This is a genomic window from Streptomyces sp. NPDC127092, from assembly GCF_042722475.1.
GTDB lineage: Bacteria > Actinomycetota > Actinomycetes > Streptomycetales > Streptomycetaceae > Streptomyces.
On the sequence record NZ_JBHXFE010000035.1, the window covers coordinates 62912 to 83190 of the forward strand.

Sequence of the window (20279 nt, forward strand, 5' to 3'; positions counted from 1 at the left end):
TCAACGAAGGCGGCGTGCAGGGTGGTTGGCGCGGCGGGTGCGAGCAGAGGTGGATCGCGAGGGGCCAGGGTCGCCTCTCTCGTCACATCCGTTCTCTTCCGTCACACGGCGACCGGGGATATCCACGTTTGCACGCCACCGGCCCCCTCCCACCCACCGGGAGTGACCAGCGGGGCATGAACCCCGGCCAGACGACAGGCGACAGCCGCTAAGCCCCGAATGGGCACCCCATTCCACGACCGCGCACCCCCAACCGAGGGAAACAGTCCCACCCGCCCCGGGCACAAACCGAGCCCCCACCCACCGGCCCGCGCGCCGCCCACGGCGCGGCGGGCTACCCGGGCCCGTCCGCGTGGCCGGGCCCCCCGGCCGCCCTCCGAGTGTGAACAGGCTCCCGGAGCCACCGGGTCAAGGGTGGCCGCAGGCCATCGCGAAGCGACGCGACCGCAGGGAGCGCCCTTGACGCGGTGGTGGAGGGGGCCACACTCGGAACAAGGGCGGCCGCACCAGAAGCCGGCGCAGGACTCACGCCCCGTCCTCCTCCTCCTCCGCCGCCGCCCACTGCCACGCCCCCAGCTTCTCCGGGTTGCGGACCGCCCAGATGCGGGTCACCCGGGTGTCGGACACGTCGAAGGCCGCGACCGTCACCGTGCGGCCCGCGGTCTGGGCGACCAGGCCCGGGGTGCCGTTGACCGTGCGTTCCAGGAGGGTGAGGGCGGGGGCCTTGGTGGCGATGAAGAGGAGGTAGTCGGCGATGCGCGTGGCGCCTTCGAGGGGGCGCAGGACGGCGCCGACCAGGCCGCCGCCGTCGGCCACCAGGGTGGCGTCGGGGGCGAGGAGGGCGAGCAGGGCGTCGATGTTCCTGGTTTCCCAGGCCTGCTTGAAGTCGCGGATCAGGGCCGTTCGATTGGGCGCCGAGGGCGGTGCGGTCCGGGCGGCGCGCAGGCGGCGGCGGGCCGAGGTCGCCAGCTGGCGGCAGGCGGCCGGCGTGCGGTCGAGCATCGTGGCGATGTCGGCGAAGGGGTAGCGGAAGACGTCGTGGAGGACGAACGCGACCCGCTCGGCGGGGGTCATCGCCTCCAGGACGATGAGGAAGGCCATGTTCACCGACTCGTCCAGGGTGATCCGGTCCGCCGGGTCCGACAGGCCCCACTCGGTGCGGTCGGGCAGCGGCTCCGGTATCCACTCGCCGACATAGCGTTCGCGCCGCGCCCGCGCCGAGCCGAGCTGGTCGAGGCAGACCCGGGTCGCGACCGTCGTCAGCCACGCGGCGGGGTTGTCGACGGCGGCCCGGCGCCCGTGCGACAGGGCGTACCAGCGGGCGTACGTCTCCTGCACCGCGTCCTCGGCCTCGGCCGGCGAACCCAGCAGACGGTAGGCCAGGTTGGTCAGACGGCGCCGCTCGGCGATGACGTCGTCCTGCGGTTCCAGCGCCGCCTCGGCCGGTGTGCTCATGTCCGCCCTCACATTTCTCCGTGCTGTGTCGTCGGGGATACGACACACCCTCCGAGGGCCCGAGCGAAAAGGAATTCGTCATGAACGCACGCAAGGCCTCCCGCTTCACCCGGGTCGCGATCGGCCTGCAGACCCTGACCCTCTTCTTCCAGGCGGCCACCGCCGGGCTGCTGCTGTCCACCTCCTACGGCTACACGCTGCACGACGCCGGATCGAAGGTGATGTACGGCGCGACCATGCTGTACGTGCTCGCCGCCGTCCTCGCGTGGAGGCCGGGCGGCGGGCCGGGCCGGCCGGTCCTGTACGCGACCGGTTTCCTCGTGCTCGCCTCCGCCCAGGTGGTCCTCGGCGTCGCGCACGTGCCCTCGCTGCACGTGCCGCTCGGCGTCCTGATGTTCGGGCTGAGCGTCCTCGACCTCGGGCGGGTCCTGGTGGCCGGCCGGGCCGGGCGGGGGCGATCGGCGGTGCCGATGGCCCCATCGGCATGACGCCGCACTGGCCCGTGGACCGGGCGGGCGGCCCGTTCGTAACGTCGACGGCATGAGAAACGAGACCAGCGCGAACCAGACCAGGGGCACCCTCGAACTCACCCTCGCCATGGTGCTGTCCGGCACCCTCGGCATCTTCGTCGTCGAGTCCGGCGCCTCCCCGTTCACCGTGGTGTTCTTCCGGTGCCTCTTCGGCGCGGTCGCGCTCGGGGCGTACAGCCTGGCCCGCGGGTTCTTCACCGGGCACGGGCTCACGCCCCGCAAGCTCGGGCTCGCCGCGCTCGGCGGAGCGTTCATCGTCTTCAACTGGGTGTTCCTCTTCGAGGCGTACGAGGCCGCCTCGATCTCCCTGGCCACCGTCGTCTACCACACCCAGCCGTTCTTCCTGGTGCTGCTCGGAGCGGTGGTGCTGCGGGAGCGGATCACCGCCGCGAAGGTGGCCTGGCTCGGCGTCGCCTTCGCCGGGCTCGTGCTCGTCTCCGGTGTACGGCCGGGCGACACCGGCTCCCTCAAGGGGCTCGGCTTCGCGCTCGCCGCCGCCGTGCTCTACGCCCTGTCGACGATCGTCACCAAGAGGATCAGCGGCGTACGACCTCATCTGATCGCCCTCGTACAGGTCACCGTCGGGATTCCGCTGCTCCTGCCCTTCGCCGACTTCGGCGAGGCCGCCCGGCTCGGCACCGGCTGGGCCTGGCTGGCCGGGCTCGGACTGATCCACACCGGCGTGATGTACGTGCTGATGTACGCGGCCTACGCCAAGCTGCCCACCGCCCGGATCGCGGTCCTCGCCTTCACCTACCCGGCGGTCGCCATGGTCGCCGACTGGGCGGTGTACGGCCACCACATCGGCCTCGTGCAGGCGCTCGGCGTCCCGCTGATCGTCCTCGCCAGCCTCAGGGTCACGCCGGCGAAGGCTCCGGCGACCCCGGCGACTCCTCGCTCACGAGCCGCCGCGCCTGCTCCACGAACAGCCGGACGTGCTCCGGCAGCCGCTTCCCCCGCCGCCACGCGATCTGTGTGAAGAGCGTGAACGGCGGCGCCCAGTCCAGCGCCACCAGCGCCCCGGACGCCAGGTCCTCAGCGACGGCGATCCGGGGCAGCAGCGCGATCCCGAGCCCGGCGGCCACGCCCCGCTTGCTGGCCTCGATCGTGCCGTACTCGGTGAACACCGGCCCGTACGGCTTGAGTTCCGCCTCGAACAGATCGCGGTAGGCGCAGCCCGGCTCCGTCCCCACCAGGGCGCCGGCCGCCAGGTCGGCGGGCGTCAGACCGGTGCGGCCGGCCAGCGGGTGGCGCGGCGAGGCCACCAGGACCAGCGGCTCCTCCGTCAGGACCTCGCTCTCCAGGCCCTCGTGCACGGTCTCCCGTTCCATCAGCAGACCGAGGTCGTACGTGCCCTCGCGCAGCGCCTGACGGGTCGCGTCGCCGAGCGTGGGGCGCAGGGAGAGCCGGACGCCCGGGTAGCGGTGGTGGAAGAGCTCGAGGAGCGGCGGAAGACGGTACGAGGTCAGCGACTCCATGGTGCCCACGGCGATCGTGCCGGCCGGTTCGCCGCCGGAGGCGACGGCCGCCCTGGCCTCCTCGGCGAGCGCGATGATCTGCCGCGCGTACGGCAGGAGCCGTTCGCCTGCCTCGGTGAGCCGGATGCGGGAGCCGAGCCGCTCGAAGAGCTCGGCGCCGAGGGAGGTCTCCAGGGCCCGTACCTGGCTGGTGACGCTGGACTGCGCGTAGGCGAGTTCGGCGGCGGCCCGGGTGAAGGAGAGGACCGTGGCGACCTTCTCGAAGGTGACGAGGAGCCGCAGCTCCATGTCAGGCGTCCTTGCCGTCCTCGCCGCGCCTCTCCTCGGACTGCTCGCCGCGCTCGCGCTTCTTCAGCTCCTCCTCGCGGCGGCGCAGGTCGGCCTCCCAGTCCTTGAGGAGGGACTCGTCCCTCTTGGTCTCTTCCTTCAGGGACTTCAGGAACTCGGGGTTGTCGTCGGGTGCGACCCACTCCTGGCGGTGGTTGCGGTGCCACTCGCTGGGCGTGGAGCCGCCGGCCGGGGCGCGGCGCAGCTTGCCGGCCGCGAACCAGACGATCGGGCCGACGATCCAGAAGAGCAGGATGATGATGACCCAGACGACCTTCGGGAGGTGCTTGACCTCGTCCTCGGGGGTGTTGAGGCAGTCGATCAGTGAATAGATGACCAGCGCCAGCGGCAGGATGAACATCAGTGCCCTGAGCATGTGGGACAGCCCCCTGGAAGCGGTGTCGGGGCGCGATCGGGACGGCCCCGGTGACAGGTCAAGCCTAGCCGGTGACCGATACTGGGCCCCATGGCTTACGACGATCTCCGCTCGCTGCTCCGGGCGCTGGAGCGCGAAGGCGACCTCAAGCGCATCAAGGCCGAAGTCGATCCGTACCTGGAGGTCGGGGAGATCGTCGACCGGGTGAACAAGGCGGGAGGCCCGGCGCTGCTCTTCGAGAACGTGAAGGGCTCCGCCATGCCCCTCGCGATGAACGTGTTCGGCACGGACCGCCGGCTGCTGAAGGCGCTGGGTCTGAAGTCGTACGAGGAGATCAGCGACAAGATCGGCGGGCTGCTCAAGCCGGAGCTGCCGCACGGCTTCGTCGGGGTCCGCGAAGCCTTCGGGAAGCTGGGCTCGATGGTCCACGTGCCGCCGAAGAAGGTGAAGGACGCCCCCGTGCAGGAGGTGGTCCTGACCGGCGACGACGTCGACCTCGACAGGCTGCCCGCCCTCTTCACCTGGCCGAAGGACGGCGGCTCCTTCTTCAACCTGGGCCTGACCCACACGAAGCACCCCGAGACCGGGGTCCGCAACCTGGGGCTGTACCGGCTCCAGCGGCACGACAAGCGCACCATCGGCATGCACTGGCAGATCCACAAGGACAGCCGCAACCACTACGCGGTGGCGGCCCAGCGGGGCGAGCGGCTGCCGGTCGCGATCGCCTTCGGCTGCCCGCCGGCCGTCACGTACGCCTCGACGGCGCCGCTGCCGGGCGACATCGACGAGTACCTGTTCGCCGGCTTCGTCCAGGGCAAGCGGATCGAGATGGTGGACTGCAAGACGGTCCCGCTCCAGGTCCCGGCCCAGGCGGAGGTCGTGATCGAGGGCTGGCTGGAGCCCGGCGAGATGCTGCCGGAGGGCCCGTTCGGCGACCACACCGGCTTCTACACGCCGCAGGAACCGTTCCCCGCCCTGAAGATCGACTGCGTCACGATGCGGAAGCGCCCGCTGCTCCAGTCGATCGTGGTCGGCCGCCCGCCGACCGAGGACGGCCCGCTGGGCCGCGCCACGGAGCGCTTCTTCCTGCCGCTGCTCAAGATCATCGTGCCGGACATCGTGGACTACCACCTGCCGGAGTCGGGCGGCTTCCACAACTGCGCGATCGTCTCGATCGACAAGAAGTACCCGAAGCACGCGCAGAAGGTCATGCACGCCATCTGGGGCGCGCACATGATGTCGCTGACCAAGCTGATCGTCGTGGTCGACAAGGACTGCGACGTCCACGACCTCCACGAGGTCTCCTGGCGCGCGCTCGGCAACACCGACTACGCCCGCGACCTCACGGTCGTCGAAGGCCCCGTGGACCACCTGGACCACGCCTCCTACCAGCAGTTCTGGGGCGGCAAGGCGGGCATCGACGCGACGAAGAAGTGGCCCGAGGAGGGCTACACCCGGGACGGCGGCTGGCCGGACATGGTCGAGTCGGACCCGGCGACGGCGGCCCTGGTGGACCGCCGCTGGAAGGAGTACGGACTGTGACCACGGCAGCGGTGCCCGGCGCCCGGCCGGGCCGTACGAAAGCCTTCCTCCGGCTCGTCATGATCGAGCACTCGGTCTTCGCGCTGCCCTTCGCGTACATCGCCTCGCTCACCGCGATGTACCAGCTGGACGGGAAGATCCACTGGTGGACGCTGTTCCTGGTGACCGTGTGCATGGTGGGGCTGCGGACCTTCGCCATGGCCTGCAACCGGATCATCGACCGGGAGATCGACGCCCGTAACCCGCGCACCGCGAACCGGGAGCTGGTGACGGGCGCGGTGTCGGTGCGGTCGGCGTGGACGGGCGCCGGGGTGGCCGTGGTGGTCTTCCTGGGCGCCGCGGCCCTGCTGAACCCGCTGTGCCTGGCGCTCGCGCCGCTCGCCGTCGTCCCGATGGTGGTCTATCCGTACGGCAAGCGGTTCACGAACTTCCCGCACGCGATCCTCGGCCTCGCCCAGTCGATCGGTCCGATCGGGGCCTGGCTGGCGGTGACCGGCGAGTGGTCCTGGGACGCGGTGGTCCTGGGCCTGGCGGTCGGCATCTGGATCGGCGGCTTCGACCTGATCTTCGCCTGCCAGGACGTCCAGGCGGACCGCGCCGAGGGCGTCATGTCGGTCCCGGCCCGCTTCGGCATCCCGGCGGCCCTGTGGGGCGCGCGGGCCTCGGCGGTCGTCACCACGGGCCTGCTGGTCTGGTACGCGCTGCTGACGGACGCGGGCGCGTTCTTCTGGGTGGGTCTGGTGATCGTGGTGGCGGCCTTCTGCTACGAGCACTCGATCGTGAAGCCGCACGACCTGTCGCGCCTGAACCGGGCGTTCTTCACGGTCAACGGCTTCATCGGGATCGCCCTGTTCGTGTGCGCCCTGCTCGACCTGCTGGTGCGCGGGCTGTCCGTGTAGCCCGACCGTGCGGGCGGCCTTCGGCTTTCGCCGCCTGACGGGGCCTGCGGGAAGCGTCAGGTGGTCAGGGCGGCGGGGCGGGGGCCGCGGCGGAGGACGAAGGCCGCCGTCACTCCCGTGAGCAGGCCGAACAGGTGGCCCTGCCAGCTGATCCCGTCGGTGGGGACGACGCCGGTCAGCATCGAGCCGCCCCACACCGCGGCGACGAGCAGGCCGACGACCGCCTCCAGCGGTCTGCGGTCCACGAAGCCGCGGGCCAGCACGTAACCGAAGAGGCCGAAGACCACGCCGGACGCGCCGGCGGTGACGGTGCCGGACGGCGAGAACAGCCAGACGCCGAGGCCGCCGAAGACCACGACCAGCGCCACGACGGCCAGGAGGCGCCGGATGCCGCCGAGCGCCGCGAGGAAGCCGAGGACCAGCAGGGGCACGCTGTTCGCGGCGACGTGGCCGAAGCCGAAGTGCAGGAAGGCCGACGGCACGATGTGGGCCAGCTCGCCGGACTCGCGCGGGGTGACGCCGTACGGGTCGAGGGCGTGTCCGGTCGCGAGGTCGGCGGCTTCGAGCAGCCACAGCAGGGCGACCCAGCCCGTCATCAGCTTGGCCGCGGCCTTCGCCCGGTCGGACCGGCTCCATCCGTCGATCGCGGGTCCGCTCATTTTCCTGCCCCCTCCTGGACGTTCGCCTCCGTACCGGGTCGACGTCCGGGGCACCTTACCCCGTGCCCCGTGTGCCCCTCCGGATAGGCTCGTCGGCGTGGAGCCGGTGAACAAGCAGCAGCGTCGTCCCTGGGTGGTCGGGGTGTCCGGGGCGTCGGGGACTCCGTATGCCGCCGCCGTACTGCGGGGGCTGCTCGCGGCGGGGGAGAGCGTCGACCTGGTCGTGTCGCGAGCCTCGCGGCTGACGCTGCTCGACGAGACGGGGATCGCCTTCCGGGACGCGCACTGGCGCGAGGACCTGGCGGAGTGGCTGGCGCGGGGTGCCGACGGGAAGCCGGGGACGTTCCGGGTGTCCGCCGACGCCCTCGACGACGTGCGGTACTGGCCGGCCGGGGACCTGGCGGCGGGGCCGTCCTCCGGGTCGTACCCCGTCAAGGGGATGCTGATCGTGCCGGCGTCGACGGCCGCCGTGGCCGGGGTCGCGCTCGGGCTTTCGAAGGACCTGCTCCAGCGGGTCGCGAGCGTGACGCTCAAGGAGCGGCGGCCGCTGGTCGTCGCCGTGCGGGAGACCCCGCTGAACGGGCAGACGCTCAGGCACATGGTGGCGCTGGACGAGGCGGGCGCCGTGGTGCTGCCCGCCTCTCCGGCGTTCTACGCGGGTGCGACGCACATCCAGGACCTGGTGGACTTCGTCGCGGGGCGGGTGCTCGACGCGGCAGGGGTGCCGCACGAGCTGTACCGCCGGTGGAAGGGAGAGCTCGGTGGAGCCGCTTCCCGTCCTGACTAGCGCTTCTTGGCGGCGCGCTTCGTGGCGGCGGCGCGCTTCGAGGCGGACGGCTGGTGGGCACGCGAGCGGTTGGCCATCTCCTGCAGCTCGCGCATACGGGCGTAGGCCATCTCGATCGTGTACACGGTGAACACCACTCCTGAAGATCGTCTTTGATCTGAATGAACGATTCACAGGGCGTCGGGCCCTGTGTACCTTTGATTCTATACCCAAACTCGCGGTATCGCTGGACAATGGAAGGCTTCGTACCTATGGACGCCGTGGACAGGCAGCTCATCCAGGCCCTGCGCGAGAACGGCCGGGCCTCGTACGCCGAGCTCGGCCGGCTCGTCGGGCTCTCCGGCCCCTCCGTCACCGACCGCATCAACCGCCTGGAGGCGGCCGGGGTCATCACCGGTTACCGCGCCACCGTCGACGCCGCCTCGCTCGGCCTCGGCGTCACCGCGCTCATCGGCATCTCCCTCTCCGACGCCGCCGACCACGAGGACGTGGCCCGCCGGCTGAAGGACCTGGCCGAGATCGAGGACTGCTGGTTCATCGCCGGCGACGACTCCTTCATGCTCAAGGTCCGCGCCAACGACGTCGACGGCCTGGAGAAGACCATCCGCCGGCTCTCCGGCACCAAGGGCGTCTCCCGCACCCGCACCACGATCGTGCTGTCCACCAAGTGGGAGAACCGGGTCGGCGACCTGCCGGAAGAGGGCTGACGCGCGGCGGCCATGGGGGCTCCGCCCGCCCGGAAGGCGGGGGAGTACGGTTGGGGAAGCCTGATTTCGGAAACATGGGAGGCGGCCGCAGATGGACGCTGGGCTCAAGCGGGAGCTGGAACAGAAGGTTCTCGCCGGAGAGCGGCTGAGCCGTGAGGACGGCCTCGCGCTGTACGAGTCCGACGACCTGGCCTGGCTCGGCGGCCTCGCCCACGAGGTGCGGACGCGCAAGAACGGCGACGTCGTCCACTTCAACGTCAACCGTCACCTCAACATGACGAACGTCTGCACCGCCTCCTGCGCCTACTGCTCCTTCCAGCGCAAGCCGGGCGAGAAGGACGCGTACACCATGCGCATCGAGGAGGCCGTGCGCCTCGCGAAGGCGATGGAGAACGAGAACCTCACCGAGCTCCACATCGTCAACGGGCTCCACCCCAACCTGCCCTGGCGCTACTACCCGCGCTCGCTCTCCGAGCTGAAGAAGGCGCTGCCGAACGTCTCGCTCAAGGCCTTCACCGCCACCGAGATCCACCACTTCGAGACCATCTCGGGCCTGTCGGCCTCCGAGATCCTCGACGAGCTGATCGAGGCCGGTCTGGAGTCCCTGACCGGCGGCGGCGCCGAGATCTTCGACTGGGAGGTCCGGCAGCACATCGTGGACCACCGCACCCACTGGGAGGACTGGTCCCGGATCCACCGCCTCGCGCACGAGAAGGGTCTGAAGACCCCGTGCACGATGCTCTACGGGCACATCGAGGAGCCGCGCCACCGCGTGGACCACGTGCTCCGGCTGCGCGAGCTGCAGGACGAGACCGGCGGCTTCCAGGTCTTCATCCCGCTGCGGTACCAGCACGACTTCGTCGACATGAAGGACGGCAAGGTCCGCAACCGGCTCCAGGCCCGGACGACGATGGCGACGGGTGCCGAGGCGCTGAAGACCTTCGCCGTCTCCCGGCTGCTCTTCGACAACATCCCGCACGTCAAGGTGTTCTGGGTGATGCACGGCGTCCAGACCGCGCAGCTGGCGCTCCAGCACGGCGCGGACGACATGGACGGCTCGGTCGTCGAGTACAAGATCACCCACGACGCCGACAACTACGGCACCCCGAACAAGCTGACCCGGGAGGACCTCCTGGAGCTCATCCGGGACGCCGGCTTCCGCCCGGTGGAGCGCAACACGCGCTACGAGGTGATCCGCGAGTACCCGGGCCCGGACCCGGAGCGCCGCGAGTCGCCGCAGCCGATGCGGGTCTGAGCGGCTTCAGTCCAGCGGCAGCAGCATGATGATGTCGTCGCGGTCGTCGCCCGGGGCCACCCGGATGGCGGCCGGGACGCGTCCGACCTCCTTGTAGCCGGCCCGCGCGTAGAAGGCGTCGACGCCCGTGCCGCCGCGGCAGGTCAGCCGGACGGCCTCGATGTGCTCGAAGCCCTCGCCGTTGCGGGCCGCCTCCTCGACCGCGGCCATCAGCTCGAGTCCGTACCCCTTGCCCTGGTGCCGGGGGTGCACCATCACCGTGTACAGCCACACCCAGTGCGTCATCAGGGGGTGGCTGTTGTGCGTGAAGAAGGCGGTGGCGGCGATCTCGCCCGCCGGGTCGTCGGTGTCCCGGCCGACCAGCAGCCGCGTGGTGCCCTCGGCCATCCCGACCAGGTGCCGCAGCAGCGCGGGCCGGATCTCCTCCGGCGTCACGGGCGGTACGAAGCCGACGGCGCCGCCCGCGTTGGACACGTCCGCCCAGAGCGCGAGCACGCCGTCGCGGAGGGAGCGGTCGACGGCGGGATCCAGCGTGAAGGTAAGGGCCATATATCGAGGGTATCTATTACATCGCCGTCGGTTCAAGGGTCGGCGACGGGGGCCGGCGGGGGCCGTGCTTCACTGGAGGGACGCTTGTCCTGTATGGGAGGGACTCACATGCTTCGCTACAGCCTGCTGCGCCTCGGCATCTTCGCCGGCAGCTTCCTCGCGCTCTGGGGCCTGGTCTACGTCGGCGTGCTGCCGCGCGGCCTCGGTGACTCCAACCTGCTGTGGGTCCTCCTGCTCTCCGTCGTCGTCTCCGCGCCGCTGAGCTTCGTGCTGCTGCGCCGGCAGCGCGACGAGATGAGCGTGCAGATCGTGGAGAAGGTCGACCGCGCCAAGGGCCGCCTGGAGGCGAACCGCTCGGTCGAGGACGCCGCCTGAGCGTCTTCCGCGCGCCATAAAGGCTGCGTAAGGTACCTCACACCAGGACACACCGGGACACCCCAGGTGGAGCTTCGAAGGCTCTCACCTGGGGTGTTCTGCGTTTCGAAGGGTGTCGCGGCCTTCCACACCTCAAAGAAGGGCTTTGAGGTTCTCAAAGTTCAAGTGTTAACGTGTCGGCCATGACGACCGCAGTGCACTTCCCCGATGCCGCGAGCACCCCGCTCGTGGCGCGCCTGCACGTCGATCTGTGCCGCTGTATGTCCGCGGTCTGTTGCCGCGAGCTCTGACCCGGCATCATGCAGCGGTCCGCGCGTTGAGCGTGTGTACCGCACCCCCGTCCCCGTATTTCCCGATACGCACCAGTGGAGTGTGTCCGTGTCCGCGTCCTCGTCCGCGCCCGCGCCCGCGCCCGTGGCGAAGTCCCGCATACCCAAGGTCCCGTTCTGGGCCCAGATCGTCGCCGGTCTCGTCCTCGGCGTGCTGCTCGGCTGGATCGCCCGCAGCCAGGACGTCAACTGGCTGAAGGAGACCCTCGGCCAGGTCGGCGGCATCTTCGTCCAGCTGCTCAAGCTGGCCGTCGCGCCGCTCGTCTTCTTCGCGATCCTGGTCTCCATCACCAACCTGCGGAAGGTCAACAACGCGGCCCGCCTCGCCGCGCAGACCCTCGTCTGGTTCATGATCACCTCGCTGATCGCGGTCGCCATCGGCCTCGCGATCGGTCTGATCACCAACCCCGGCTCCGGCACCGGCCTCACGCCGAAGGACGGCAAGCTCCCCGAGCACAAGGGCAGCTGGATCGACTTCCTCACGGGCATCGTCCCGACGGACGTCATCACGCCCTTCACCGAGCTGAACGTCCTCCAGATCGTCTTCATGGCCGCCGTCGCCGGCATCGCCGCGCTCAAGCTCGGCGAGAAGGCCCAGCCGATCCTCTCCCTCTCCGAGTCCGTCCTCGAGCTGCTGCAGAAGGCCCTGTGGTGGGTCATCCGGCTCGCCCCGATCGGCACCGCCGGCCTCATCGGCCGCGCCATCGTGAACTACGGCTGGGACCTGATCGGCAAGTACGCCACCTTCACCGCCGACGTCTACATCGGCTGCGCCCTGGTCCTCTTCGGCGTCTACCCGCTGCTGCTCGCGACCGTCGCCAAGCTCAACCCGCTGCAGTTCTTCAAGGGCGCCTGGCCCGCCATCCAGCTGGCCTTCGTCTCCCGCTCCTCGGTCGGCACCATGCCGGTCACCCAGCGCGTCACCGAGCGCCTCGGCGTCCCGAAGGAGTACGCCTCCTTCTCCGTGCCGTTCGGCGCCACCACGAAGATGGACGGCTGCGCCGCGATCTACCCGGCGCTCGCCGCGATCTTCATCGCGCAGATCTTCGACGTGCAGCTGGGCGTCAAGGAGTACCTGCTCATCGCCTTCGTCTCGGTCATCGGCTCGGCGGCCACCGCCGGCCTCACCGGCGCGACGGTCATGCTGACGCTGACCCTGTCCACGCTGGGCCTCCCGCTGGAGGGCGTCGGCCTGCTCATGGCGATCGACCCGATCCTCGACATGATGCGCACCGCCACCAACGTGGCCGGCCAGGCCCTGGTCCCGGTCATCGTCTCCGCCCGCGAGAAGATCCTGGACGTCGCCGCCTACGAGTCCGCCTCGGCCTCCCCGGTCGACGACCTGGTGGACGCCCGCCAGGCCGAGCAGAAGGTGACCGTCCCGGCCGCCGCCTGAGCCCGTACGGATCGCTGACGCGACCGCGCCCCGGACCGACGGTCCGGGGCGCCGCCGTCTGCGGGGCGGGGCGGTGAGGACCGGGCGCCTGCCGGGGGCCTCGCCGGGGGCCGCGCGACGACGGTCCGGGATCTGTCCAAAGGGCGTGCGGCGCCCTAGATTTACTCGGAAGTAAGGTTACTGACCGGTTCTCGACGTCGAGGAGCCGCACGTGCCCGTCCCCGAGTACCCGCCCGACCCGGGCCGCCCCGACGTGGTCCGCGTCGACGGGACCGTCCGCGAGGTGTCCGTACCCGCCCTCGTGCCGCCCGCGCGGCGCGGGTCCCTCGCCGACCTGCCGTACGAGAACGCGCGCGACGAACCGGGAGCGGTCCTCTTCTCGCGCAAGCGGCCGGACGGCGGCTGGGACGACGTCAGCGCCGCCGCGTTCGCCGCCGAGGTCCACTCCGTCGCCAAGGGGCTCATCGCCCAGGGCCTGCGGCCCGGCGACCGGCTCGCGCTGATGGCCCGCACCCGGTACGAGTGGACCCTGCTCGACTTCGCCGCCTGGGCCGCCGGACTGATCACCGTGCCGCTCTACCCGACCTCCTCCGCCTACCAGGTCCGCTGGATCCTCCAGGACTCCGGCGCCGCCGCCTGCGTCGTCGAGGACACCGCCCAGGCCCGGCTCGTCTCGAACGAGCGCCGCCAGCTGCCCTCCCTCGGCCACCTGTGGGTGCTCGACACCGGCGCCGTCGACCAACTGCGCCGGTCCGGCAAGCGGGTCACCGACGAGGCCGTCACCGCACGCCGCGGACTGCTCACCCCGCAGACCCTCGCCACCCTCGTCTACACCTCCGGCACCACCGGCCGCCCCAAGGGATGCGCCCTCACCCACGGCAACTTCTTCGCCGAGGTCGACAACGCCATCGCCCTCCTCCACCCCGTCTTCCGCTCGGTCAGCAAGGAGCCCGCCGCCACGCTCCTCTTCCTGCCGCTCTCCCACGTCTTCGGGCGCATGGTCGCCATCGGCTGCGTCCGCGCCCGGGTCCGCGTCGGCCACGCGCCGTCCGCCGAGAGCGACGAACTCCTCGCCGACCTCGCCTCCTTCCGGCCGACCTTCCTGCTCGCCATCCCCTACGTCCTGGACAAGGTCTTCCACACCGCCCGCGCCGCCGCCGAACGCCTCGGCCGCGCCGCCTCGTTCGACCGGGCCGCACGGGTCGCCGAGCGCTACGGGCAGCAGTCGGCCACCGTCGGCACCCGGCCCTCGCTCGGCCTGCGCGCCGCCCACGCCCTCTACGAACCGCTCGTCTACAAACGGATCCGCGCCGCCCTCGGCGGCCGCGTCCGGCACGTCATCAGCGGCGGCTCACCGCTCGGCGCCCGGCTAGCCGAGTTCTTCGCCGGCGCGGGCATCGACGTCTACGAGGGCTACGGCCTGACGGAGACGACCGCCGCCGCCACCGTCACCCCGCTGCGCGGCCCGCGCCCCGGGACGGTCGGCCGCCCGCTGCCCGGGACGGCCGTCAGGATCGCCCACGACGGGGAGATCTGGCTCAAGGGCGGCCACGTCTTCGCCGGCTACTGGGACGCCCAGCGGGGCGTCGCCCTCCCGTACACCGACGAGGGCTGGTTCCCCACCGGCGACCTCGGCGCCCTCGACGACGAGGGCCATCTGCGGATCACCGGCCGCAAGAAGGACATGATCGTCACCTCCGCCGGCAAGAACGTCGCCCCGGCCCCGCTGGAGGAGTGGCTGCGCGCGCACCCGCTGGTCGCCCAGTGCATGGTCCTCGGCGACGGCCGCCCGTACGTCACGGCGCTCGTCACCCTGGACCACGAGGGCCTGCTGCACTGGCGGCGGATGCGCCACAAGGACCACCTCGCCCTGTGGGAGCTCGCCAGGGACGACGAACTCCTCGCCGTCGTCCAGCGGGCCGTCGACGACGCCAACCGCCTGGTGTCCCGCGCCGAGTCGATCCGCGCCTTCCGCGTCCTGACCACCGAGTGGACCGAGACGAGCGGCCACCTCACGCCCTCCCTGAAGCTCAGACGGCGGGCCGTGCTGCGGGACTTCGCCCGGGACATCGACGAGATGTACGGCCAGAGCCTGTCCGGCGGATGAGGGCCTAGAAGCGGACGGTCACGGTCAGGCCGCCGCCCTCCGCGTTCGCCGCGGCCGTCGCCGTCGCTCCGTGCGCGCGGGCGATCGCGTCGACGATCGACAGGCCGAGGCCGGCACCCTCGCCGGGCGCGTGGGTGCGGGCGGACGCGCGCCGGAAGGGCTCGAACAGCAGCGGCACCGTCGCGGGGTCCACGGCGGGGCCCGTGTTGGCCACCTCGACGCCGTCCGGGCCGGTACGGACCTCCACCCGGCCGCCGCGGACGTTGTGCCGCACGCCGTTCGCGACCAGGTTGTGCAGCAGCCGCTCCAGGAGCACCGGGTCCCCGTCGACGGTGAGCGGCCCGGCCCGTACGACGACGTCCACTTCGCGCTCGGCCGCCTCGTCCGCCAGCGCGGCCGCCGTCTCCCGGGCGAGCCCGTCGACCGCCACCCGGCGGCGCTCCCGGATCCCCTGGTCGGAGGCGGCGAGCAGCAGCAGGCCCTCGATGATCCGCTCGCTGCCGTCGGCGACCTCGATCAGCTTCGACCGGATCCGCGCCACCCGCTCGGGCGACGGGTCCCCGGCGAGCCCGATCTCGGCCGCCGCGCGCTGCACGGCCACCGGCGTCCGTAGCTCGTGCGCCGCGTTCGCGGCGAACCGCTGCTGGGCGGAGACCAGTTGCTCCATCCGACCCAGCATGCCGTCGAAGGTGTCCGCGAGCCGCTTGAGCTCGCCGGGCGGCGCGTCGAGCCCGATCCGCCCCCAGGGACCTTGTCCAGGGGGGACCCCCAGGAGGTTCTCGCCGGACAGGCGGCGCGCGGTGTCGGTGATGACGGCGATCGGCCGGAGCACCCGGCCGGCCGCCCACCAGGCGAGCGCGACCGACAGGACCGCGTAACAGGCGAGGACGGTCACGGAGACGGTGAGGAGCCGGTCGAGGGCGGCGGACTCGGCGGCGTCGCTGACCGTCCGGGTGATCGCGAGCGTCTCGCCCGGAAGCGGCCACGGGCCGGTGGTCGGGGCGGGGCTCGCGGGAACGGCGCTGGGCACGGCGGTCGGCAGCGCCGTCGGAAGCCCCGTCGGGAGCCCCGTCGGCAGGTCCTCCAGGCGCTGGGCCGGTACGGCCGTGGTGACGGCCGTGCTGATCGACGAGTACAGGCCCTCCCGCACCAGCCAGTAGACGACGCCGGTGAGGACGGCGCCCGCGAGCACCAGCAGACCCGCGTACAGGGCGGTCAGCCGGGCCCGTTCGCTCCTGACCGCGCGGATCACGGCGCGCCGATCCGGTAGCCGGCCCCGGGCACCGTCTCCACCACCGGCGGCTCGCCCAGCTTGGCCCGCAGCTTGCTCAGCGTCACCCGAACCGCGTTCGTGCGGTAGCTGGTGTGCTCCTCCCACACCTGCTCGATCAGGTCCTCGCCGCTCACCACGGCCCCCTCCGCCCGCAGCAGCGCCTCCAGGACCCCGAACTCCTTGCGCGACAGGTGCAGGTGCCGTCCGTCGCGGCTCGCCTGGCGGCGGGCGGTGTCCAGGACGATCCCGCGCCGTTCGAGGACGGGCGGCAGCGCGGGCCTGGCGCGCCGGCCCAGGGCCAGGACCCGCGCGAGCAGCTCGTCGTACGCGAAGGGCTTGGTCAGGTAGTCGTCGGCGCCCAGTCCGAGGCCCTCGACCCGGTCCCGTACGGTGCCGGCCGCCGTCAGCATCAGGACCCTCGTCATCAGCCGCTGCTCGACCACGCGCCGGCAGACGTCGTCGCCGTGCATCCCGGGCAGGTCACGGTCCAGGACGAGGACGTCGTACTCCCCGAACCGGAGCTTCCGCAGCGCTTCGGGGCCGTCGGCCGCGACGTCCACGGCGAGCGCGTCGCGGCGCAGCCCCTCGGCGATCATCTCGGCGAGGAACGCCTCGTCCTCCACCAGCAGTACGCGCATGGCCCCTGTGTACCCGAGGGGGACCTTTCGCCGACGTAAACGAAACCGCTGAGAGAAGCGAAACATCCCTTCGCGGCACCCTCGCCGCCATGACGACCTCACGGAAGACCAAGCCGGCCGCCGCCGCCTTCGCGGCCCTCACCCTCCTCTCCCTCCTCGCCACCGCCTGCTCCGGCGGCGGGAACGAGACGCCCGGGGCGGGCAGCGACGAGGGCAGGAAGGCGGACCAGGCCTTCGAGCACCGCAAGTGCCTGCGCGAGCACGGCCTCGACGTGCCCGAGCCCAAGCCGGGCGAGGAGGGCGTCGGCCTCACCATCGGCGGCGACGGCGTCTCCAAGGAGAAGATGGAGCAGGCGTTCAAGGCCTGCCAGGACAAGGCGGGCGGCGCCGGCGCGGGCTTCGGCAAGGAGCCCACGCAGGCCGACAAGGACAAGGCCCTGGCCTACGCGCGCTGCATGCGCGAGAACGGCTTCGACATGCCCGACCCGAAGTTCGACGGCGGCGCGCAGCAGGCCCTGCCCGTGCCGAAGGGCGCGGAGAAGCAGAAGTTCGAGAAGGCCATGAAGGCCTGCGAGGGCGCGGCCCGATGAGCGACCGGGAACGCCCCATGAACCGGCGCCGCCTCGTGGCCGCCCTCGTGGCGGTCGTCGCCGTCGCGGGCGCCGGCGTCGCCGTCACGGCCCTGTCCACGGGCCCCGGCCCCGAGCGGCCGAAGGCCGGGGCCGCCGGCTCCCGCGGACTGCCGCCCGCCACCGCACCCGTCACCCGCGGCGACCTCAGCGACAGCTCCCGGCAGGACGGCACGCTCGGCCACCTCGGCGAGCGGAGGATCAACGCCGGCGGCGCCGGCACCCTCACCTGGCTCGCCCCGAACGGCTCCGTCGTGGAACGCGACGGCCGGCTCTACGAGGTCGACGGCGAGCCCGTCCGCCTGATGTACGGGGCCGAGCCCATGTACCGCACCCTCAGGACCGGCGACAAGGGCAGGGACGTCCGCCAGCTGGAGGAGAACCTCGCCGCCCTCGGCTACACCGGCTTCGACGTCGACGAGGAGTACACCGCGAAGACCGCCGCCGCCGTCAAGTGCTGGCAGAAGTCCCACGAGCTGAAGCAGACCGGCACGGTCGGCCCGGACCGCATCGCCTTCGCGGGCAGCGCGGTCCGGGTGAAGCAGGCGGGCGGCGGATCGGCCGAGAACGCGATCGCGCCCGGCGACCGCGTCACGCCGGGCTCCCCGGTCCTCACGGTGACCGGCTCCGAGCGCGTCGTCCGCTTCGAACTCCCCGTCGCCGAAGCCTCGTCGGCGAAGACCGGCACCCGGGTGAAGGTCCGGCTGCCCGACGGAACCGAGCTCCCCGGCAAGGTGTCGGCCGTCGGCAGGACGGCCTCGGAGGGCGACGACCCGCAGGACCCCACCCCGAAGATCGACATCACCGTCTCCTTCGACGAGCCGGGCGAGGTCATGGGCGTCGACCAGTCCCCGGTCACCGTCGAACTCGCCGGCGAGACCCGCCGCGACGTCCTGTCCGTCCCCGTCGACGCGCTGCTCGCGCTGCCCGGCGGCGGCTTCGGCGTCCAGGTCGTCGAGCAGGGCCGGGCCAGGGACGTGAAGGTCGAGCTCGGCATGTTCGGCCAGGGCCGGGTCGAGGTCAGCGGCGGCGGGCTGCGCGAGGGCATGAAGGTCGGGGTGCCGTCCGCATGACCGCAGTCGTGGAACTGACCGGCGTCGTCAAGGAGTACGCGGGCGGGATCCGGGCCCTCGACGGCGTCGACCTCACCATCGGGGAAGGCGAACTGCTCGGCATCGTCGGGCCCTCCGGCTCGGGCAAGTCGACCCTGCTGCACATCGTCGGCACCCTCGACCGGCCGACCGACGGCACCGTGCGGATCGCCGGGCACGACGTCGCCGCCCTCGCCGACCGGCGGCTCTCCGCGCTGCGCGCCCGGCACATCGGCTTCGTCTTCCAGGCCTTCCACCTGGTCCCGGGCGTCGCCGCCGTGGACAACGTCGCCGAGGGACTGCTCTACTCCGGCCTTCCCCGGGCCCGGCGGCGCCGGATGGCCGCCGACGCCCTGGCCAGGGTCGGGCTCGCCGACCGGCTGCGGCACCGTCCGCACGAACTGTCCGGCGGGCAGAAACAGCGCGTCGCCATCGCCCGCGCGGTGGTCGGGGAGCCCGCCCTGCTGCTCGCCGACGAACCGACCGGCGCGCTGGACTCGGCGTCCGGCGAGGCGGTGATGGAACTGCTGCGCGCCCTGAACGCGGAGGGCGCCACGATCGCCGTCATCACGCACGACACCGAGATCGCCGGCCGGCTGCCGCGCCAGGTCCGCATCCGCGACGGCCGCGTGGTGGCGGACACGGCACGCGGAAAGGTGGCCGCCTGATGCCCCGCACACCCGCTCCGCGGGCCGCCCGCCTCGGCCCGCGCGACGTGCTCCACGTCGGCTCGGCCGGACTGCGCAGCCGCCCCCTGCGCGTGGTCCTCTCCGCCCTCGGGATCGCCATCGGCATCGCGACGATGATCGCGGTCGTGGGCATCTCGGCGTCGAGCCAGGCCCAGCTGCTGCGGCAGCTCGACGCGCTCGGCACGAACATGCTGGTCGCGAAGGCCGGCGAAGGGATGTTCAGCGGACAGGAGGTCAAGCTGCCCAAGGAGGCGGTGGGCATGGTCGGCCGCATCGACGGCGTCGAGGAGGCCGCCGGCACGGGCGACCTCAAGCGCTCGGTGCGCCGCTCCGAGAAGATCCCGGAGGCGGAGACCGGCGGGATCGCGGTGAAGGCCGCCACGGAGCGACTGCTCGACGTCCTGCGCGGCCGGACGGCCTCCGGCACCTGGCTGAACGCCGCCAACGGCCGCTACCCGTCCGTGGTGCTCGGTCACGTGGCCGCGGAGCGCCTGGGCATCGACCGGCCCGGCCGGCAGGTCTGGATCGACGACCGGTACTTCACCGTCGTCGGCATCCTCGACCCGCTGCCGCTGGCCCCCGAGATCGAACGCTCGGCCCTGGTCGGCTGGGACGCCGCACAGCGGCTGCTCGGCTTCGACGGGCATCCGACGTCCGTGTACGAGCGGTCCACGGACGCGGCGGTACGGGAGGTCCAGAGCCTCCTCGCCCCGACGATCGACCCGCGGAACCCGCAGAACGTGGCCGTCAGCGACCCGTCGTCGGCGCTCAAGGCGAAGGCGGCGACGGAGGGCGCGTTCTCCACGCTGCTCCTCGGACTCGGCGGGATCGCGCTGCTCGTCGGCGGCGTCGGCGTCGCCAACACCATGATCATCTCGGTCCTGGAGCGCCGCCACGAGATCGGCCTGCGCCGCTCGCTCGGCGCGACCCGCGGCCAGATCCGGATCCAGTTCGTCACGGAGTCGCTGATGCTGTCCGGACTCGGCGGCCTCGCGGGCGTGGCCCTCGGCGCGGCGGCCGTGGCCGCGTACGCCGCCACGGGCGGCCTGCCCTGGGTGGTCCCGCCCTGGTCGGCGGCGGGCGGCTTCGCCGCGACCCTGGCGATCGGCACGGTGGCGGGCCTGTACCCGGCGGTGCGGGCGTCACGGCTGTCACCGACGCTGGCGCTGGCGGCGGGGTAGGGGGATC

The 20279-nt window shown here is 72.1% G+C and carries 21 protein-coding genes and 1 pseudogene; 14 read left to right on the forward strand and 8 right to left on the reverse strand.

Annotation, left to right across the window (positions count from 1 at the left end):
- Positions 1–525: 525 nt before the first annotated feature.
- Positions 526–1455, reverse strand: a complete 930-nt coding sequence (sigJ, locus tag ACFWJO_RS26425; protein ID WP_386868956.1) for an RNA polymerase sigma factor SigJ — start codon at positions 1453–1455, stop codon at positions 526–528.
- An 80-nt stretch (positions 1456–1535) separates the two neighbouring features.
- Between sigJ and ACFWJO_RS26430 the strand changes: the two genes are divergently transcribed.
- Together ACFWJO_RS26430 and ACFWJO_RS26435 are read left to right on the forward strand one after the other, a co-directional pair.
- Positions 1536–1943: a hypothetical protein gene (locus tag ACFWJO_RS26430; protein ID WP_386868958.1), complete on the forward strand. Its 408-nt coding sequence runs from the start codon at positions 1536–1538 to the stop codon at positions 1941–1943.
- Between the two features lie 52 nt (positions 1944–1995).
- A complete protein-coding gene (locus ACFWJO_RS26435; RefSeq protein WP_386868960.1) occupies positions 1996–2964 on the forward strand; it encodes a DMT family transporter in 969 nt (322 codons plus the stop codon).
- On the opposite strand, the pseudogene ACFWJO_RS26440 reads toward ACFWJO_RS26435, so the two are convergent.
- Positions 2876–3751 (reverse strand): annotated as a pseudogene (locus tag ACFWJO_RS26440) (LysR family transcriptional regulator); the annotation flags it as partial. The gene ACFWJO_RS26435 and the pseudogene ACFWJO_RS26440 sit on opposite strands and share 89 nt — an antisense overlap.
- A gap of 1 nt (position 3752) precedes the next feature.
- Entirely contained in the window at positions 3753–4166 is a 414-nt protein-coding gene (locus ACFWJO_RS26445; RefSeq protein WP_386868962.1) for a PLD nuclease N-terminal domain-containing protein, read from the reverse strand.
- A 90-nt stretch (positions 4167–4256) separates the two neighbouring features.
- On the opposite strand from ACFWJO_RS26445, the gene ACFWJO_RS26450 reads away from it, so the two are divergent.
- The gene (locus ACFWJO_RS26450; protein WP_386868963.1) at positions 4257–5708 is read left to right on the forward strand and encodes a menaquinone biosynthesis decarboxylase; all 1452 of its coding nucleotides are present in this window, start codon (positions 4257–4259) and stop codon (positions 5706–5708) included.
- Positions 5705–6607 carry a menaquinone biosynthesis prenyltransferase MqnP gene (gene mqnP, locus ACFWJO_RS26455; RefSeq protein WP_386868965.1) on the forward strand — a complete coding sequence of 301 codons (903 nt, stop codon included), beginning with the start codon at positions 5705–5707 and terminating at the stop codon, positions 6605–6607. The genes ACFWJO_RS26450 and mqnP overlap by 4 nt, the downstream gene beginning before the upstream one ends.
- Positions 6608–6663: 56 nt before the next feature.
- Here the strand turns inward: mqnP and ACFWJO_RS26460 are convergent, their stop codons facing one another.
- On the reverse strand, positions 6664–7266 hold the full coding sequence (locus tag ACFWJO_RS26460) for a rhomboid family protein (RefSeq protein WP_386868967.1): 603 nt from the start codon (positions 7264–7266) through the stop codon (positions 6664–6666).
- A gap of 106 nt (positions 7267–7372) precedes the next feature.
- On the opposite strand from ACFWJO_RS26460, the gene ACFWJO_RS26465 reads away from it, so the two are divergent.
- Positions 7373–8053 (forward strand): UbiX family flavin prenyltransferase, encoded by a 681-nt coding sequence (locus ACFWJO_RS26465; RefSeq protein ID WP_386869008.1) that lies wholly within the window; start codon positions 7373–7375, stop codon positions 8051–8053.
- Here ACFWJO_RS26465 and ACFWJO_RS26470 read toward each other — a convergent pair.
- Complete coding sequence (locus tag ACFWJO_RS26470; RefSeq protein ID WP_385435724.1) at positions 8050–8178, reverse strand: hypothetical protein; 129 nt, start codon at positions 8176–8178, stop codon at positions 8050–8052. The two genes, ACFWJO_RS26465 and ACFWJO_RS26470, sit on opposite strands and share 4 nt — an antisense overlap.
- A gap of 126 nt (positions 8179–8304) precedes the next feature.
- Here ACFWJO_RS26470 and ACFWJO_RS26475 point away from each other — a divergent pair, with 126 nt between their 5' ends.
- Together ACFWJO_RS26475 and mqnE are read left to right on the forward strand one after the other, a co-directional pair.
- A complete protein-coding gene (locus ACFWJO_RS26475; protein WP_031013392.1) occupies positions 8305–8760 on the forward strand; it encodes an Lrp/AsnC family transcriptional regulator in 456 nt (151 codons plus the stop codon).
- Positions 8761–8851: 91 nt separating this feature from the next.
- Positions 8852–10015 (forward strand): aminofutalosine synthase MqnE, encoded by a 1164-nt coding sequence (mqnE, locus tag ACFWJO_RS26480; protein WP_386868970.1) that lies wholly within the window; start codon positions 8852–8854, stop codon positions 10013–10015.
- A 6-nt stretch (positions 10016–10021) separates the two neighbouring features.
- Here the strand turns inward: mqnE and ACFWJO_RS26485 are convergent, their stop codons facing one another.
- Complete coding sequence (locus tag ACFWJO_RS26485; protein WP_386868971.1) at positions 10022–10564, reverse strand: GNAT family N-acetyltransferase; 543 nt, start codon at positions 10562–10564, stop codon at positions 10022–10024.
- 108 nt (positions 10565–10672) lie between these two features.
- On the opposite strand from ACFWJO_RS26485, the gene ACFWJO_RS26490 reads away from it, so the two are divergent.
- From ACFWJO_RS26490 to ACFWJO_RS26500, 3 genes are all read left to right on the forward strand, one after another.
- The gene (locus ACFWJO_RS26490) at positions 10673–10939 is read left to right on the forward strand and encodes a DUF4229 domain-containing protein (RefSeq protein WP_384421127.1); all 267 of its coding nucleotides are present in this window, start codon (positions 10673–10675) and stop codon (positions 10937–10939) included.
- 378 nt (positions 10940–11317) lie between these two features.
- Positions 11318–12664, forward strand: coding sequence for a dicarboxylate/amino acid:cation symporter (locus ACFWJO_RS26495; protein ID WP_386868973.1), 1347 nt, complete (start codon positions 11318–11320; stop codon positions 12662–12664).
- 211 nt (positions 12665–12875) lie between these two features.
- Positions 12876–14771, forward strand: coding sequence for an AMP-dependent synthetase/ligase (locus ACFWJO_RS26500; protein WP_386868974.1), 1896 nt, complete (start codon positions 12876–12878; stop codon positions 14769–14771).
- 4 nt (positions 14772–14775) lie between these two features.
- On the opposite strand, the gene ACFWJO_RS26505 is transcribed toward ACFWJO_RS26500, so the two are convergent.
- A complete protein-coding gene (locus tag ACFWJO_RS26505; RefSeq protein WP_386868976.1) occupies positions 14776–16023 on the reverse strand; it encodes an ATP-binding protein in 1248 nt (415 codons plus the stop codon).
- Positions 16020–16682, reverse strand: coding sequence for a response regulator transcription factor (locus tag ACFWJO_RS26510; protein ID WP_386868978.1), 663 nt, complete (start codon positions 16680–16682; stop codon positions 16020–16022). Before ACFWJO_RS26510 ends, ACFWJO_RS26505 begins: the two co-directional genes overlap by 4 nt.
- A gap of 89 nt (positions 16683–16771) precedes the next feature.
- Here ACFWJO_RS26510 and ACFWJO_RS26515 point away from each other — a divergent pair, with 89 nt between their 5' ends.
- The 4 genes from ACFWJO_RS26515 to ACFWJO_RS26530 are packed head-to-tail and all read left to right on the forward strand — an operon-like array spanning position 16772 to position 20272.
- On the forward strand, positions 16772–17272 hold the full coding sequence (locus ACFWJO_RS26515) for a hypothetical protein (protein ID WP_386868980.1): 501 nt from the start codon (positions 16772–16774) through the stop codon (positions 17270–17272).
- Positions 17269–18384 (forward strand): peptidoglycan-binding protein, encoded by a 1116-nt coding sequence (locus ACFWJO_RS26520; RefSeq protein ID WP_386868982.1) that lies wholly within the window; start codon positions 17269–17271, stop codon positions 18382–18384. The genes ACFWJO_RS26515 and ACFWJO_RS26520 overlap by 4 nt, the downstream gene beginning before the upstream one ends.
- Complete coding sequence (locus ACFWJO_RS26525) at positions 18381–19070, forward strand: ABC transporter ATP-binding protein (RefSeq protein WP_386868984.1); 690 nt, start codon at positions 18381–18383, stop codon at positions 19068–19070. The genes ACFWJO_RS26520 and ACFWJO_RS26525 overlap by 4 nt, the downstream gene beginning before the upstream one ends.
- Positions 19070–20272 (forward strand): ABC transporter permease, encoded by a 1203-nt coding sequence (locus ACFWJO_RS26530; RefSeq protein WP_386868986.1) that lies wholly within the window; start codon positions 19070–19072, stop codon positions 20270–20272. Before ACFWJO_RS26525 ends, ACFWJO_RS26530 begins: the two co-directional genes overlap by 1 nt.
- The last annotated feature ends 7 nt before the right edge of the window (positions 20273–20279 follow it).